The sequence below is a fragment of the Streptomyces sp. NPDC050416 genome, assembly GCF_044458845.1.
Taxonomy (GTDB): Bacteria; Actinomycetota; Actinomycetes; order Streptomycetales; family Streptomycetaceae; genus Streptomyces.
This window is the reverse complement of the sequence record NZ_JBITII010000010.1, coordinates 328,303-342,511: the sequence shown is the minus strand read 5'-3', so window position 1 is coordinate 342,511 and position 14,209 is coordinate 328,303. Positions and strand designations below refer to the sequence as shown.

Genomic DNA, 14,209 nt, shown 5'->3' with positions numbered 1-14,209 from the left:
TAGGAATCTTCATGCTTCTGCTCGCCCTCTGGCTCGGCGGGATGGGCCTGGTCGACCAGAAGGCGCTCTGGTGGCGCTTCCAGGCACGCCGCTTCAGCGACCCGGAGGCGAACGAACCGTCAGAAGCGGGGTACAGAGCCCGGCGCATTCTGCTGCTCTCACTCGCGGCGGTGATGGTCGTGATGGCCGTGTGGTGGTTCACCGGCATTGACTACATCGAGTCGGGTGGGCTTGAGGATTGAGGGGGACGAGTAGCGCCTCGGGGGGGGGCCGACCAGCGGGCGCTGCGCTGGCGATCCAGGCGCGTCGGTCCGGGATCCTGAGGCGAACGAGCCGTCGGGCTCGGCGTATCGGTCGAAGCGGATCGTGGCGTTCGCCTGGGCTAGGGCGATGGTAGGGATGGCTGCGTGGACGTTTTCGACCGCGGCTCAGATATGACTTGAGGGGAAAGTGTGGTGAGGTCCGTGGACTGGTTTTGAACTGGGTCACGGACCTGGCCTGGTACAAGTTCGGCAGAATGGTCCGTCCATCGGACGGTTTTACGGGGACACGGGGAAGGGGTCCGCGCGATGGCGTGGGATGAATGGGAGCAGCTGAAGTCGCAGGCAGCTCAGGACGGCTCAACCCGGATGCAACTGAACCAGCTGGACCCCGGCAACGGCGGTCGGCCCGCGCCGGATCCCAGCCAGTACGGCGACCTGAAGGTCAGCCAGAAGGATCTGGCGAAGATCGGCCAGAACGCCTTCGACCTGTACGACGATCTGTGGAACAAGGGACGCAGAGCGGTCCCCACCAGCGAGAGCGCCGCTGGAGCCCTGACAAAGGGCGGATTCGCCCTCGGCAGCGCGCTCCAACACGTGGCGCTCCGCTGGGACCAGCAGCTGTCCTCCCTGCGAGACGCGTGCGCACACATCTCGAACCACATGAGGGTCACCAAGAACCTGCATGCCGATGACGACGACTACATCCGCCGGCAGATGAGCAGCATCGACCTGCTGGACGCGGGCTTCGACGAGCGTGTCGGTCCTCCCGGCAAGCAGAACTCGATCTACGGCGAACCGGATGACAAGAAGGGCAAGAACTGATGGATCTCGACGCCCTTCGGAAAGCCGACTTCAGCTTGCTCGACGATGCCGTCGACGACTGGTCGACGATGGTCAAGGACCTGGAGACACTGAAGGAGGAAGCCGAGAAGGGCCTCCGAGGCACCGCCAATAAGGCCGAGTGGGCGGGTTACAACGCCGACGTCTCCAAGGAATTCATCGGCAAGACGACCGAGGAGTTCAAGGACGCACATGGCCAGGCGGACTCCATCTACAAGATCCTTAGGGACACCCGGGACGAGCTGAAGGGATACAAGGGGCAGCTCGTCGACGCCATTGAACGCGGCCGTCAGAAGAATCTGACGGTGATCGGTTACGAAGGCGGCTTCACCGTCACCACGAATGTCCCGCCGGAAGGCCGCGCCCAGGAGGACAAGGACAACAAGGGCGAGATCACCGCGCTTCGAGACGAGCTCCAGAAAATCCTCGACAAGGCCACCGAGAGCGACAAGTCAGCCAGCACGGTCCTCACGTCCATTGCCGACCAGAGCAAGCTGGGCTTCTCGGACGCCGACTACGACAGTCGGGACGAGGCGGCCGACGCGATCAAGAAAGCCGACGAGCTGGCCAGGCTGGCCAAGAAGAAGCCCGAGGACCTCACCCCTGCGGAGTTCGACCGACTCAACAAGGGCCTGAAGGACTACGCGGACGACGAACTGTTCGCGGAACGCTTCGCCACGCGCCTCGGACCGGATGGAACTCTCAACTTCTGGACCGGCGTCAACGATCCGAACAGCGCCTGGGAACTGGGACAGAAGCGGTCCGACAAGTACGACGACCTACAGAAGAACCTCAGCCTCACCCTTGCTACGGCATCGCAGAGCGACAGCGCCGACATGTCGGACTGGAAGTACAGAATGACCGACCTGGCCGACAAGCCTGTGGGCCGCAACGGCGGTTTCCCCCTCGGGGCGCAGGTCATGACCAACCTGATGCGGTTCGGCAACTACGACGACAGATTCCTCGCCGACTACGGCGACAAGCTGATCGAGACGGAGAAGAAGTTCACGGGCAACGGGCGCCACGGGGCGTGGACTCGTACGGGTGGCGACCCACTCCTCAACCGCACCGGCACCGACTCGGGCTGGGACCCGATGACTGGGTATCTCAAGGCGCTGTCCAACAGCCCGGATGCGGCAACGGAGTTCTTCAACGGCACCTTCGTCACGAAGGACGAGGACCATGACTTCACGCACGACACTGATGGTGACGGGAAGGAGGGAAAGAGGACTCTCAGTAACTTCGACTACCTGTTCGAGGAGCGCGACTGGCCGCAGGACACGGATGACAAGGGCGAGGACAGCATCGCCGGGCGGAACAATTTGGCGCTTGCGTTGGAGGCGGCTACTACGGGGCATCCGGCGGGAGAAGATCCGACGAAGGACACACCGCCTCATAATGCCGAGCAGGCCAAGCTCACGCAGAGCCTCGTGTCATCCATCTCGGAAGATCCGACCCGTCTCACCAAGAACGGCTACATGTCGGACAGCATGGGACAAATTGCTGCTGAATACATGCCTGATATTCATCGTGGACTTCATGCCGGAACTAAGGGCGAGGCACAGCTCTTCCCCATTGCAGGCACAGCAGCAGAGTTGAGCGAAAGGGACACCACACGCTTCCTCTACACACTCGGCCGAAATCCTGAGAGTTACGCAGCTGTGAATCTGGGGCAGACCAGCTACACGACGCACTTGATGCAGTACCACTTCGAGCATCCCGAGGTGTACGCCAACGACCCTGCGTTTGATCAGCAAGATCGCCTCAAGCAAGGAATTGACGATATCGCCCGAACCGCCGGGCAGATCGAGGGCATGATCGGCGCAGGTCGCGCCTACGAGAGCGAACTCGAAGGCGGCGTCAAGGATGCCGACTACAACGCCAAGATCGAGAGTGTCGGCACTTGGGGCGGCGCCATTGTCGGCATTGGGATCGGTATGGCCGCAACACCGGCCACTGGCCCTGGTGGCGTCATCATCGGAGATTTGGCCGGCACAGCTGCCGACGAAATCATCAGCGGCATCACCGAGGGCTCTCTGAAGGACAGCTCGGGAGAGGTCGTTTACCGCAACGGTGAAAAGGTTGAGGACACCAAGTCCTCGACCTATGCCGCCGTCGAAGCAGCAGCTCAAAAAGCAGGAAAGAATTCCGGCCACAGATATCCACTCATCGAGGCCTCCGTGGGAACTTCAGCAGAGAGTGGATTCGACAGCGCTCGCACGAAGATTCATGACTATTTCGATGGCGAGGGAATTCCCAGGCAACTCGATTCGGAAGGTTGAAAAGTGAGACTCACTCGTCCAAAGATGATTCTCATCGTCGGAGCTGTGGTCGCTTTGGCTCTCTTCGCAGGTCTTGCCTACACTTACAAAATCTGGCCTTTCAGAGAGAAGGGTGAGATTGAAGCGGGAGAGGTATGCTCCTCACTGGGCCCCTCATCCAGCGTGGTCAACGCTTTGACGGAGGTACTACCGGAGGAACCCTCGTACTCCTTCGACGAAAATGCGAGCCTTCGCGTTGACGTCACGGACACCAACTATGAGTCCTCATGTTTCGTCTCTGGGGGCGACAAACAGCTACTGGTCGTGAAAGCACGCTTGATGGAATACGAGCCGGCAAAAAGCTGGACTCAGTGGGTCAAAGGAACAGCTGCGAACGAGGAATCCACCAAATCACTCACACCCTTCACGGCCGGAGATAAAGCCGTCGCCTCTAGTAGGTTCGCGGCCATCTTCGTACCATGCACTTCACCCGGGAAGGCTCCAGGTGGACAATACAATCTCAGCGTTTCCACTGAGCTGAAGCAGGCGGGCAACTCCAGCGATGACGCGGTGCGCGATGAGCTGATCAAGCTCACAAGGACTGCCTCTTCGTATACTCACGCCAAAGCGAAGTGTGACATGACGCCAAAGATCGACGAGTAGCTCCAGACGCAACAACGACTTCGCCGTAATGACACGCAATCATGACACGAAAGCATCACGTACGCATGTGAGTAGCTAGCCCACCCGCCCCCGGGGGCTGGTCCTCGCTAAGATTCGCACCGGGGGCGGGCTGGCCGGCAACCCCGGCCAGGGCGACGACCATGCTCGGCGTGGTTCGGTCACTGCCGATGCCTACCGGACGAGGGGCCTTCGTGTCCCGGCGAAGGACCCAGCCTCCGTCGGATTGGCGACGGACGCACAATGGAGCGGCGCTCGCGGGAGTATCTCGGCCGCCTATGGAAGGTGGACAGTTTGCCAGTCTGGCGATAGCACGCCAATCGAGCTGACGGGGGCGATGACCCCACTGTTGGCCCGAACACCGGGAGAGCGGCATAGAGATGGGTCTCTTCGACAGACTGACCGGCACCGAGCGCCCAGACAGCGGTGTCGAACCGCGTTCTATCGACAAGGTCCGGGCCGCACTGCTCGCGCTCAACCGGCCGGACATGCCGTACCGCGTGCGCAATGCTCTCCCTGACGAGAAGGCCGACCTAGTGGCGGTGTGCAAGGTCCGGCAGGTGGGCGTGACCCTCAAGACCCGGATGCGCCTGATCCCGGAGAAGCGCGAGGTACGTTTCCTCGATGAGCGGTGGGAGAACCGTTCGTCTGACAGCGCCAATGCGAAGTACGGACGTGGGCACGCGCCCACGGTGTACCGCTAGTGGGAGACGAAGCGGGGTCCCGACGGCCGTCGGCGCAGGGTCGAGGCGTTCCGCTTCCACACGAGGGAGATGACGGACCCCTTGTGGAACGTAGTCCTCGGCCTCGGATGGACCTGGCGGGGCGTGTTCAAGCTCTGATCGTCGAATGAAAAACGGAGCGCGCGGAGGAGTCTGCGATCGCTGAGCCTTTTCCTTCCTCACCGCACTGGCCAAATGGAGCTGAGGACAGCTTGGACGAGGCTCGTGGTCCGGCTTGTGTAGCAGTGGAGCTTGCTAAGGAGCCGCCAGGCCTACGAAGACAACCGCCTCCACCGCCGCCACCCGGGCACCGGATCCCGTCCCGTCCGCCCTACCTGCCTCCGCCTTCCCTCACCCCGGATTCTTCGTCGGAATGACGTTAGGGCAACGGCCTGAGTAGGAGCGCTCGGGGACTCGACCGCGTGGATCGGTGAGGCTGACGGCATGGCGATAACGCCTTCTCCCAGCAGCGATCTCGATCTTCAGACGCAGGACAACAGATGGTGCCCAAGGGTTACGAGCGGAAAGGCGGAGTCTGGACGCGGCCCTGACGTCGGCGCCCGCCCCATTCTGGCCGTCTCTGGAGGGCGGCTCTCCTGACGACGTGAAGTCAGCCCGCGCTCAGGACAGCCTCCAGCTGACAGTCGTGTGTACCGGCCAGGTATGGACAGTTCGAGCGGGCATCGATACGTGGCGTTGAGCCAGTCCGCCGCTTGCTGGTCCGGCCTGGCCTCGACAGCTCCAACACCACTCGTCGGCTGGCCAGTACCTGATGCCATCGTCCCTGTGGTCAAACGGCCTTCGCACGGCAGTCGGCGAGCCGGACCGATGCGGGATCGCCCTGTGGTCAGCGTTGCCGACGCCGTACCAGCACCCACGCCGTGCCCCCAACCAGCACAGCTACGGCAGCCACAGCGGCAATCCCCGCCAAGGGCGCGCCGTTGTCGCCGTCGGAGGCGTCCGCTGCAGCGGACGAAGCGGAGTTCGCTGTCTCGTGCACCGGTTCGGCACCTTTTGTGGGCCTCGACGAGGCGCTCGAGGTTCCGGTGACCGGGCGCACGAAGAAAGGATCGCTATCCGGATCGGCACTCCCAGGTTGACCCTTGCCGTCTAGGAGGCTCTGCCGAGGGCGGACCAGACCGTAACCGAGGTATGTGCTGACGGAGTCCGACGGCCAGTCACGGCCAGCAGTTTCCTCAAGAACGCGCCAAACCTGCGCAGCAGTCCACGTGGGGTGCTTGGACCACACCAAGGCAGCCGAGGCCGACACCAGCGCAGCCGCTGCGGCGGTGCCGCCTCCGTCCTTGCAGTACCGCTGGAAAGTCGCGTCGCACCACCGGGGTATGTCGACCCCTGGAGCAGCCATGTCGACATCCTCACCATGCTGAGACGTGGGGGCGACCTTCCCGAACCGATCGACGGCCGCCACGCCCACCACTTCAAGGAACGCGGCGGGGTATTGCGGCTTGTTTCCCAGCTTCGCTACGTCGCCGGTGCCGGCGATCAGCAGCGCTCCCTTCTTGACCGCGTACTCAAATGCATCACTGTCCCCGAACACGTTGCTGAGGGGGTACTGGTTGTTGATGGAGAAGTAGATGATCTGCGCGCCGCTGTCGGCGGCGGCCTTCACGGCGGTGGCCAGCGGGTAGTTGATGTGAGGAGCATCGTCGTGTGCGACGGGCGGCACACGGATCGGGATGATCTTGGCGCCGGGGGCGAGTCCCTGCAGCCCGCCGCCGCGGCCCGTTCCGGCGATGAGCTCGGCGGCTGTGGTCCCTGCACCGGTGGTGTCGGTAGTGTCCGTCACGCTGCCTTTGACGTTCCCGGATCGCACCGAGGCGTCCACCCCCGTGAGGACCTGTCCCCGCAGAGAGGGCGTAGCAGGGTTCACGCCAGTGCTGATGACGGCGACCTTGATGCCCTTGCCCGTGCTGACCTTCCACATATTTTCGGCCTTCATGACTCCGAGGTACCACTGCCTGGGAGCCGTGTCCGCTGCCACGGCGAGGGGGGACGGGCCGGCGATACCCAACAGGCAGGCGACGGACACAGCGCAGGCTCGAAGAGTTCGGTGCATGATCCCTTTTCGTTCACTCTGAAGGAGACACTGGTACGGAATTTCCCGGAGGGAAGCGAGCACTCCGTCTCGGCGATGCGCTGCTCGAGCGAATGCGTTCCGCTCCATCGGTGGTCGTCCTTCAGGCCGAGAGGATCGAAGCTGCTAGGGACAACCGGGTTGTGGTCATGAGTGACTCCGGTATGAGGCGTCATGACGAGAAGACAGTAGGCGGACTTGGCAGCGGTTCTCCCGGCACGTTGGAGGGGTTCCCTGGCATAAGCCGGAGTAGCCAACGCTTCGTTCGGGACACACCGCGGACGTGTGGTGCGGGCTTTCTGAGGGCGCGGTACCGCACAGAGTGGGCACCTCCCGTGCGTGCCCACCCTGGTTCTGCAGACCGTGCGCTCCTACTGGAAGTAGCTGGCGCCCTTCAGGTCGCCGCCTCGGTAGTCACCGCCGGCGGTGTGGACGCGCTGGGAGATCTGGACCAGCGCCGTGTGGATGCCCCGCGCGTGCGTGTCCCACTGCTTGGACTTCTCCTGGAACTCCTCGTACGCTTCGCCGCCCCAGCCCGAGGACACGTTGAGCACGGCCTGCTTCAGGGCCTCGAGGTCCTCCTCGAGCTTCTTGGCCTGGTTGCCGAGCTCGGTGGCGAGCGCATCCATGGTGCCGTACGTAACGGCCAGTTCGTCGTAGTGGGCTCCGGACATTTTTCCCTCGTTTCTGTGAAGATTTCAGCCGGACTGCGCAGCCCGGACCACGGTGCGGCTCAGTGCCGCCGATGGCTCGTCAGTAGCTTCAGTAGCTGTTGAGCGCCGAAGTCTTTCCACCGAGATCGTCCACCGAGATCTGCTTAAGGTCGGCCTCGATCTGATCTTCGAGGTTGCGCTTGTCGATCTTGTTCAGGTTGATGCCCTCGAGGAAGTCGTCGAGCATCTTGCCGATCGCGACCATGTGCTGGTTGATTTCCGTCTGCTTCGTGTTGAAGGCCTGGGCGCCCTGTCCCCTCCAGGCCTTCTCGATCATGTCGATCGTGCCCTGCAGCTTCGCGAGCGACCCCCTGATGTTGTCGTATCGATCGACGACCTCAGTCTGAAGCCTCTGTACGTCGCTTTCATTAAGCTTGCGGTCGACCATTTCGGCACTCCCCTTCGTAAGAGCTATGGTTCGTTTCCGAGCGCGTCACCGCGTCGGAGAGGTCGTGTGTGACCGGTTGACGTGTGTGAGTCGTCATGTTTTTCGGCGCGAGCGGATCACCGCGAAGGCTCCGCCCCCGATTACCAGGACAGCCCCTGCGGCTCCGAGGGCGACCCACATCGTGGTGTTGTCGGACGGCTCCGGGCTTGATCCTGCCGCCGAAGTCTGGCCGCCAGAAGTGTTCTTGGGACCTGTGACGAGGTCGATGCGGGAGCGGAGGGTGAGACGGTGACGCCCGAGTGCCGCGCACGCGGTGGACACCCGTCTTCCGGCACGTCCCGCGAAGAACGCCGTCAATCCGCCACATGGGCTGACCCCCGTCATGCCTCTGTAGATCCTCGCTCTGATCAGTCAGTCACTGGTGGCGTGTTGCGTCGCGGGGTCTCCGGTTGAGAATCACTCTCACGATCCCTGCGGTTCGTGCTTCGTCGGTTTCCCGTGCGGCCATGCGGCGCGCCTGCACCGCCTCCGGCCGGTCCACCGCTTCTCCCTGCTGGGGCTCGCCCCTTGGGTGTACCGACGACGCCGTCGGCATTGCCCGCGGCTGGACGCGCAGTCTGGCCCGGACGCGCGCCAGGGGTGGAGTTCGGCGCTCCGATCACTCCGCGCTGCCCGATTTGGCCGACGGGCGCACGGGAGCCGGTGGTGCCGCCGGCGCCGACGACCGTACCGCGCGGGACCTTGGAACCGGTCGCCCCTTGAGGACCTGTGGCAGGTCTTCCTCCGACAATTCCATTACCGCGCGCCGCACCTGTGGCACTCGCACCGCCCGCGCGGTCGCTCGCCGGTCCTCCGACGGTGCGTGGCATTCCGCCGGAAATGCCTCGGCCCATGGGGGACGCGCTGCCACCTCGAGCACCTGACTGCCCCGTGGTGGTGGCGTGCCCCATCGGGCCTGAGCCGCCGCGACCGCCGACGGTGCCGCTCGAAGTGCCTGTACGACCCTGAGCCGAGATCGGGGCCTTGTTGCCGTTCGCTCCGCCGAAGCGTGATGTGCGGCCTGCCGGCCCGCTTGGGGCAGGAGGAACCGTGCCGGAGGGAAAGGGAGGGGCCGTCCCGCCGTTGCCACTCGGACCCGTCACCGTATGCGGCGCATTGGTCAACGGTCTTGTGGTTTCCTGGGGCGGCAGGGTGCCCACGCTGTCGATCCTCGTGCCAACGTTCCCATCCTGCGGAATGGCCGAGTCGTCCACTTTTCTCAGCGGCGGCGTGGTGTCTCCCGAACGCGAGTGTTCTGTTCCCCTGTTCGGAGCGTCGTGTCCGGCACCCACGGACTCACGAACGCCCGCAAGTTCCCCGGAGCTCTGCACTTCCCCATCGCCGCGGGGGACCCCGTAGCTCGGAACCGGTTTAGGCACCCCCACATCCGGCATAGGCTCGAACGTCGGCGGCTCCTGCGCCGCCATGATCTCTTCCGACACCGCATAGAAGGACGCAAGCCGGTTCATCTGGTTGATCGCCTCTTGGCGGTCCTTCTCGGCCTTGACCGCAGCCGCGTACTCCGCGTTGCCTTCGATTTGCTTGGGCGTCGGAATGTCCGCGACCGCTTTGGGGTCCTCTCGGGTGTCGCGGGGTGGCATGGCGCTCCGGACGGAGGCGAGGCCCGTGGCCGCTGCCGTGATCTGGGTGCCGGCGGCGTCGGCGAAGGCGGCGAGTTTGCGGGCGTGGATGACGAGATTGGCGCCCCACTTGCGGAAGGCCTCGCCCGACTCGCCTTCCCAGTCGACCCGGGTGATGTGGCCTTCGAGTTCCTCGGCGGCGTCTTCGATGGCGGTCTGGGCGTTCAGCAGGGCAGTGCCCGCGAGTTCCAAGTCCTCCGGTTTTGCGGACTCGACCATGTCGATCATGTCGTTCAGGGCGTGGCCCTCGAAGTTCGTCTTGCCGAAGACACGGGGGACGTTCCAGCCGAAGGGGAGGAGCTGGGCGACCCCCGTCGCTCCGCTCACCATGTCGATGGCGCTGACCTGCGCCGCGGCCTGCTCCCTCTCCGACTGGTGCGAATCCTGGGGCTTCTGCTTGTCGCTCACTAGTAGGTGACCGTCCGCTCGTTGTTGCTCTTCGGTGCGGACTCGCCCTGCTTCTCCGTCTCCGCCGCTGCCCTCTCCCGCTCCGCTTCCTCGTGCTGACGGCTGATCTCAGTCCTGATCTCCCAGAACCGCCGCCGCTCCTCCTCGTCGATGTTGCTGAAGTTTCCGCCCGCGCCCATGACGGCGATCTGCATCGCCTCGATCTGAAGGCCCAGGTTCTTGGAGAGTGCGGTGAGACGTTCGTGGACACGCTCGTACTGGCTGTGGAGGCCCTTGGCCTCGGCGAAGCCGCCCGAACCGCTGAAGGAGGCCTCGGAGAGGGCGTGCGCCGCGATCTGCTGAGGGCTGCCGGGTGAGCCCTCGAACGTGGAGAGCACGGCATCGACGCGCTTCTTGAAGGTTCCCAGCGCCTCCAAGCCGACCTTGAAACCCTCCGCAGGCAGCATGCCTTCCCTCCCCGTTCCCCGTTGATGAAGTCGTTGAGCGGTGCACAGGTGTTGAACCGATCGGCACACTCGATCACCACTCTAGTCATCGTGTGAGACGCGACCAACTGAACTTCGTGGTATGTGAGTTAACAGAGGGACCAGTCCCAGCCGAGCCACGAAGTCAGCAACCCCCCTCGTGCGTCTTCACCGCAAAGTCATACGAAGGGACCGTCACCGTCCCCTGGCCTCCCGCGATTCCCGGCGGCTCATAGTCCCCGTCCTTCGACCGGGTGCGGGTGACCTGCATGCAGAAGGCCGAGTCGCCGCCGGTGACCGTGTAACGCGCCTCGGAGGGCGTGTTCGAGTCGGCGGGCGTCGCGTTCACGCCGTACTGCGGGGCGTCGCCGCCGCCGTGCTCGACGACCTCCTGCTCGATTTTTGTCGCGTATTCGTCGATCCAGCCGGTGTCGTTGTCCTCGGCATAGATGTCGCCGAAACCGGAACTGCCGTCCAAGGCGTCCGTGGCCCCCTGCACCGCAGTCGTGAACTCGGTGTCGTCCCAGGTCGTGTCGTCGGAGACTCCGAAGCCCTGCACACACAGGTAGATGCCGACGCCGGCCAGGGCGACGAACACGACGCGAGCGGCGATGAAGGCGGCGTCGGGCAGTTCCTCGGCCGACGGGTTGATGCCGGCGCGCCACGCCCGGACGCGGTCCGCCTTGACGCAGGCCATGGCCAGCAGCACGGCGGACAGGATGAGGCCCAGGACATTCAGTTGGGTCAGCGCGTCCATGAGCCGGCCTCCACCCGTCGCTTCTGCCTGCGCCGCGTGTCGCGGAGCGCCACCGCCGTGCCCCCTAGCGCCGCGACGAGGACCACCGCGCCCACGACCACGTACGTGGCGAGGCGGGCGTTGCGTTCCTCGGCGGTTTCGCCGATCTGGAACTCGGCCGGGGTGGGGGCTTGCTGTTTGCCCAGGCCTGCCTGGGGCTTCGGAGACTCTATGGGGTGTTCGTCCTCCGTCAGGGCGCGTACCGGGTCGACGACTCCCCAGCCGACCAGGCGGTCGTGGCCCGCGACGGTGCGCTCCGCGGTCTGTTCGATCTGGGAGACGATCTGCCGGGCCGTCCAGTCGGGGTGCTTCGCCTTGATCAGCGCCGCGAGGCCGGCGACGTACGGCGCCGAGAAGCTCGTACCGTTGTCGGAGCAATGGCCGCCCTTGGGAACGGTGGAGATCATGTCGACGCCGGGGGCCGCGACGCCGACGAACTCGCCGGACTGGGAGAAGGAGGCTCGCTCGTTGTTGCGGTCCGACGCTGCGACCGCGAGGACGCCCTCGTAGGAAGCCGGGTAGGTCTCCTTGACGTTGCCGCCGAGGCCATCGTTGCCGGCCGAGGCCACGACCACGATCTTGCGGGCCAGTGCCTGGTCGATGGCCAGGGCCAGAGCGGACGTCGACTTCATCGGTTTCGTGGTGTCCTGGGAGATGTTGATGACGTCGGCCCCGGCCTGGATGGCGTAGCGGATCGCGGCGGTCAGGGTGTCGACGTCGCCGTGGCCCTCCGCGTCGTTCTGCTGGATCGGGATGATCGTCGCCTCGGGGGCCAGGCCCACGAAGCCGGTGCCCTTGGCGGGCCGGGCCGCGATGATGCCGGCGACCTTGGTGCCGTGGCCGACCGTGTCGGTTGTGCCGTTCTCCTTGCCCCGCTCGATCGCGTTGCCGTCGTCGTCCTTGAGGTTCCTGGGCAGGAAGTTGCGGCCGCTCTTCACGTCGACCGCGTCGGTGAGTTGAGGATTCGTCACGTCGACGCCGGTGTCGATCACCGCCACCCGCATGCCCTTGCCCTTGGACTGGCTCCACAGCTCGTCCAGGAGGACACGCTGCAGGGACCAGGGCCGGCCCGGGTACTTGCCGTTGGGAAACGAGCACTGGTCCGAGTACGGGAGGTCGGCCGCCGCCGCGGGGGGCGCGAGGACGACGGGGGCGGTCGTGAGCAGGGTCGCGGCCACCACCGTGGTCGCCGTACGGAAGAAGGAGGGCACGTGTGGCATGCCGGCCCTCTCAGGAACCCTGCGGCTGGCGTGCCGCCGTCGTCGACAGGCGTGGGCCGGTGGGCAGGAACTCCGACCAGGCGGCGGGGATCGGCGCGGGGTCCACGTCCTTGTAGCCGAGCCGGGTCTGGGCCTGCCGCGCCTCCTGCTGTGCCTGCTCGCGCTCCTTGGCCGTGGTACCGATGCCGGCGTCGTCCGCGCCGCTGTCGGCGTTGGACTGCAGGACGTAGCGCAGGCCCGTGTCGGTGACGAGGAAGACGGGGCCGGCCTTGGTCTCCCTGCCCTGGAACTGGCGGTAGAGCTGGCCGGAGCCGGGCGTGACGTAGGCGCTGGAGGAGCCGGTGGGGAGCTTGGCCGGGAAGTCCGTGCCCGCCCAGGTGCTCAGGGTCGTGGCGCCGGAGCCGGTGTTGACGCCGTGCAGGACGTTGCAGACGGTGCTGCGGCTTCCCGCAGCGCCGGAGGCTTCGTTGACGGGCTGGGGGTCCTCGGTCGGCCAGCGGTGCTCGGTGCCGAACGGCTTGCCGGGGACGATCGCACCGGGGCTCATGCCCTTGGCTTCACCGGCCTGGCCGAGGGAGGCCAGGTCCTCGCTGAACAGCAGAAGTTGGGCGACGAAGGCCGAGATGGGGGCGACCCGGCCGGGCAGCACCACGTAGTACTGGTCGCTGTTGAGGTCGGACGCCTTGAGCACCATGCCGACCTTGTTGGTCTTCTCGTCCAGTTGACCAGGGGCGTCGGCCGCGATGCCGACCTGGTCGGGGATCTCCGGGAAGGAGATCGGGTCGCCGGTGTGCAGGGTCTCCAGCCACTGCTCGGACACCTTCTGCGGCTTGCGTCCGGAGCCGACGACGGCGCGCAGTAGTAGCTCGTCGCTCTTGTCGATGGAGTACGAGCGTCCGCTCGCGTCCACCACGTAGTGGTTCCCGTCCGGAGCCGCGACGTAGAGGAGTTGACCGCCCGTCAGCTTCTCTCCCTTGCCCTCGGTCGCTTTCATGTCGCGGGAGGCCAGGACCAGGGCCGCCTTCTGGATGGACTCGCCGCCCGCACTGGGGCGTTCGCAGACCGCCCAGCGCTTCTCGCTGCCCGCCTCGGACGCCGGGGGAAGGCGGTCGGGCGCGTACGGGATGCCGATGGTGACGCCGTGCGGGATCTTGCCGTTGTCGAGGACGGACTCGGCGACGGTCACCACCTCGCCCTGGCCCTCGTTGAGGAGCAGCTTGGCGGACGCCATGTTGAGGACCGGGTGCAGCTGGACCTGTTTGCCGGTCTTCAGGACGACGTAGCGCGTGGTCGAGTCGCTGGCGACGATCACCTTGGCGTTGGGCTCGTTCCAGCCCTTGGGCGCGGTGGGCTTGAACATGCCCCAGGCCCCGAACACGGCCATGACGACCACACCCACGATGACGCCGGGGATGATCGCGCGCAGCGGACGAGGCGCCCCCTCCTCCGAACCGTCGGGCGACGACTGCAGGAAGGCCGCGAGCATGCGGCGTTTCGCGAAGGTGTAGGCATTGAGCTGGTCGCGCCGAGATGCCATCTGTGCCTGTCTCTCCCCGTGTTCACATGTGCCGCGCTCGCCAGGTGTGACATGGTCCCCCGCCCCCGGTGTCAGAGCGGCCCCCTACTATGCCTGGTATCCGCGGGGACTTGCGGAGCGGGTAGGGTACCTGGGCCATCAA

The 14,209-nt window shown here is 65.2% G+C and carries 13 protein-coding genes; 5 read left to right on the top strand and 8 right to left on the bottom strand.

The window, feature by feature from the left end; all coding sequences use genetic code 11:
- Positions 1 to 11 precede the first annotated feature (11 nt).
- The 5 genes from ACIBL4_RS29540 (at position 12) to ACIBL4_RS29520 (ending at position 4,749) form a co-directional block, all read left to right on the top strand.
- Positions 12 to 242 (top strand): hypothetical protein, encoded by a 231-nt coding sequence (locus ACIBL4_RS29540; RefSeq protein ID WP_399414835.1) that lies wholly within the window; start codon positions 12 to 14, stop codon positions 240 to 242.
- A gap of 327 nt (positions 243 to 569) precedes the next feature.
- Positions 570 to 1,085 (top strand): hypothetical protein, encoded by a 516-nt coding sequence (locus ACIBL4_RS29535; protein ID WP_399414834.1) that lies wholly within the window; start codon positions 570 to 572, stop codon positions 1,083 to 1,085.
- Entirely contained in the window at positions 1,085 to 3,385 is a 2,301-nt protein-coding gene (locus tag ACIBL4_RS29530) for a DUF6571 family protein (RefSeq protein ID WP_399414833.1), read from the top strand. Before ACIBL4_RS29535 ends, ACIBL4_RS29530 begins: the two co-directional genes overlap by 1 nt.
- A 24-nt stretch (positions 3,386 to 3,409) precedes the next feature.
- Positions 3,410 to 4,027, top strand: coding sequence for a hypothetical protein (locus tag ACIBL4_RS29525; protein ID WP_399414832.1), 618 nt, complete (start codon positions 3,410 to 3,412; stop codon positions 4,025 to 4,027).
- Positions 4,028 to 4,425: 398 nt separating this feature from the next.
- Positions 4,426 to 4,749 (top strand): hypothetical protein, encoded by a 324-nt coding sequence (locus tag ACIBL4_RS29520; protein ID WP_399414831.1) that lies wholly within the window; start codon positions 4,426 to 4,428, stop codon positions 4,747 to 4,749.
- An 865-nt stretch (positions 4,750 to 5,614) separates the two neighbouring features.
- Here the strand turns inward: ACIBL4_RS29520 and ACIBL4_RS29515 are convergent.
- The 8 genes from ACIBL4_RS29515 to eccB form a co-directional block, all read right to left on the bottom strand.
- Positions 5,615 to 6,727 carry a S8 family serine peptidase gene (locus ACIBL4_RS29515; protein ID WP_399414830.1) on the bottom strand — a complete coding sequence of 371 codons (1,113 nt, stop codon included), beginning with the start codon at positions 6,725 to 6,727 and terminating at the stop codon, positions 5,615 to 5,617.
- Positions 6,728 to 7,233: 506 nt separating this feature from the next.
- Entirely contained in the window at positions 7,234 to 7,536 is a 303-nt protein-coding gene (locus tag ACIBL4_RS29510; RefSeq protein WP_399414829.1) for a WXG100 family type VII secretion target, read from the bottom strand.
- A gap of 88 nt (positions 7,537 to 7,624) precedes the next feature.
- Entirely contained in the window at positions 7,625 to 7,963 is a 339-nt protein-coding gene (locus ACIBL4_RS29505; RefSeq protein ID WP_399414828.1) for a WXG100 family type VII secretion target, read from the bottom strand.
- Between the two features lie 407 nt (positions 7,964 to 8,370).
- On the bottom strand, positions 8,371 to 10,050 hold the full coding sequence (locus ACIBL4_RS29500) for a hypothetical protein (protein ID WP_399414827.1): 1,680 nt from the start codon (positions 10,048 to 10,050) through the stop codon (positions 8,371 to 8,373).
- Complete coding sequence (locus ACIBL4_RS29495) at positions 10,050 to 10,496, bottom strand: hypothetical protein (protein WP_399414826.1); 447 nt, start codon at positions 10,494 to 10,496, stop codon at positions 10,050 to 10,052. Before ACIBL4_RS29495 ends, ACIBL4_RS29500 begins: the two co-directional genes overlap by 1 nt.
- Before the next feature lie 163 nt (positions 10,497 to 10,659).
- The gene (locus ACIBL4_RS29490; protein WP_399414825.1) at positions 10,660 to 11,271 is read right to left on the bottom strand and encodes a hypothetical protein; all 612 of its coding nucleotides are present in this window, start codon (positions 11,269 to 11,271) and stop codon (positions 10,660 to 10,662) included.
- Complete coding sequence (gene mycP / locus ACIBL4_RS29485; protein WP_399414824.1) at positions 11,259 to 12,530, bottom strand: type VII secretion-associated serine protease mycosin; 1,272 nt, start codon at positions 12,528 to 12,530, stop codon at positions 11,259 to 11,261. The genes ACIBL4_RS29490 and mycP overlap by 13 nt, the downstream gene beginning before the upstream one ends.
- A 10-nt stretch (positions 12,531 to 12,540) precedes the next feature.
- Positions 12,541 to 14,067, bottom strand: coding sequence for a type VII secretion protein EccB (gene eccB, locus ACIBL4_RS29480; RefSeq protein ID WP_399414823.1), 1,527 nt, complete (start codon positions 14,065 to 14,067; stop codon positions 12,541 to 12,543).
- Between the last annotated feature and the right edge of the window lie 142 nt (positions 14,068 to 14,209).

Coding starts and splice junctions, on each gene's coding strand:
- ACIBL4_RS29540 (WP_399414835.1), top strand. CDS start 12: ATGCTTCTGCTCGCCCTCTGGCTCGGCGGGATGGGCCTGGTCGACCAG.
- ACIBL4_RS29535 (WP_399414834.1), top strand. CDS start 570: ATGGCGTGGGATGAATGGGAGCAGCTGAAGTCGCAGGCAGCTCAGGAC.
- ACIBL4_RS29530 (WP_399414833.1), top strand. CDS start 1,085: ATGGATCTCGACGCCCTTCGGAAAGCCGACTTCAGCTTGCTCGACGAT.
- ACIBL4_RS29525 (WP_399414832.1), top strand. CDS start 3,410: ATGATTCTCATCGTCGGAGCTGTGGTCGCTTTGGCTCTCTTCGCAGGT.
- ACIBL4_RS29520 (WP_399414831.1), top strand. CDS start 4,426: ATGGGTCTCTTCGACAGACTGACCGGCACCGAGCGCCCAGACAGCGGT.
- ACIBL4_RS29515 (WP_399414830.1), bottom strand. CDS start 6,727: ATGAAGGCCGAAAATATGTGGAAGGTCAGCACGGGCAAGGGCATCAAG.
- ACIBL4_RS29510 (WP_399414829.1), bottom strand. CDS start 7,536: ATGTCCGGAGCCCACTACGACGAACTGGCCGTTACGTACGGCACCATG.
- ACIBL4_RS29505 (WP_399414828.1), bottom strand. CDS start 7,963: ATGGTCGACCGCAAGCTTAATGAAAGCGACGTACAGAGGCTTCAGACT.
- ACIBL4_RS29495 (WP_399414826.1), bottom strand. CDS start 10,496: ATGCTGCCTGCGGAGGGTTTCAAGGTCGGCTTGGAGGCGCTGGGAACC.
- ACIBL4_RS29490 (WP_399414825.1), bottom strand. CDS start 11,271: ATGGACGCGCTGACCCAACTGAATGTCCTGGGCCTCATCCTGTCCGCC.
- mycP (WP_399414824.1), bottom strand. CDS start 12,530: ATGCCACACGTGCCCTCCTTCTTCCGTACGGCGACCACGGTGGTGGCC.
- eccB (WP_399414823.1), bottom strand. CDS start 14,067: ATGGCATCTCGGCGCGACCAGCTCAATGCCTACACCTTCGCGAAACGC.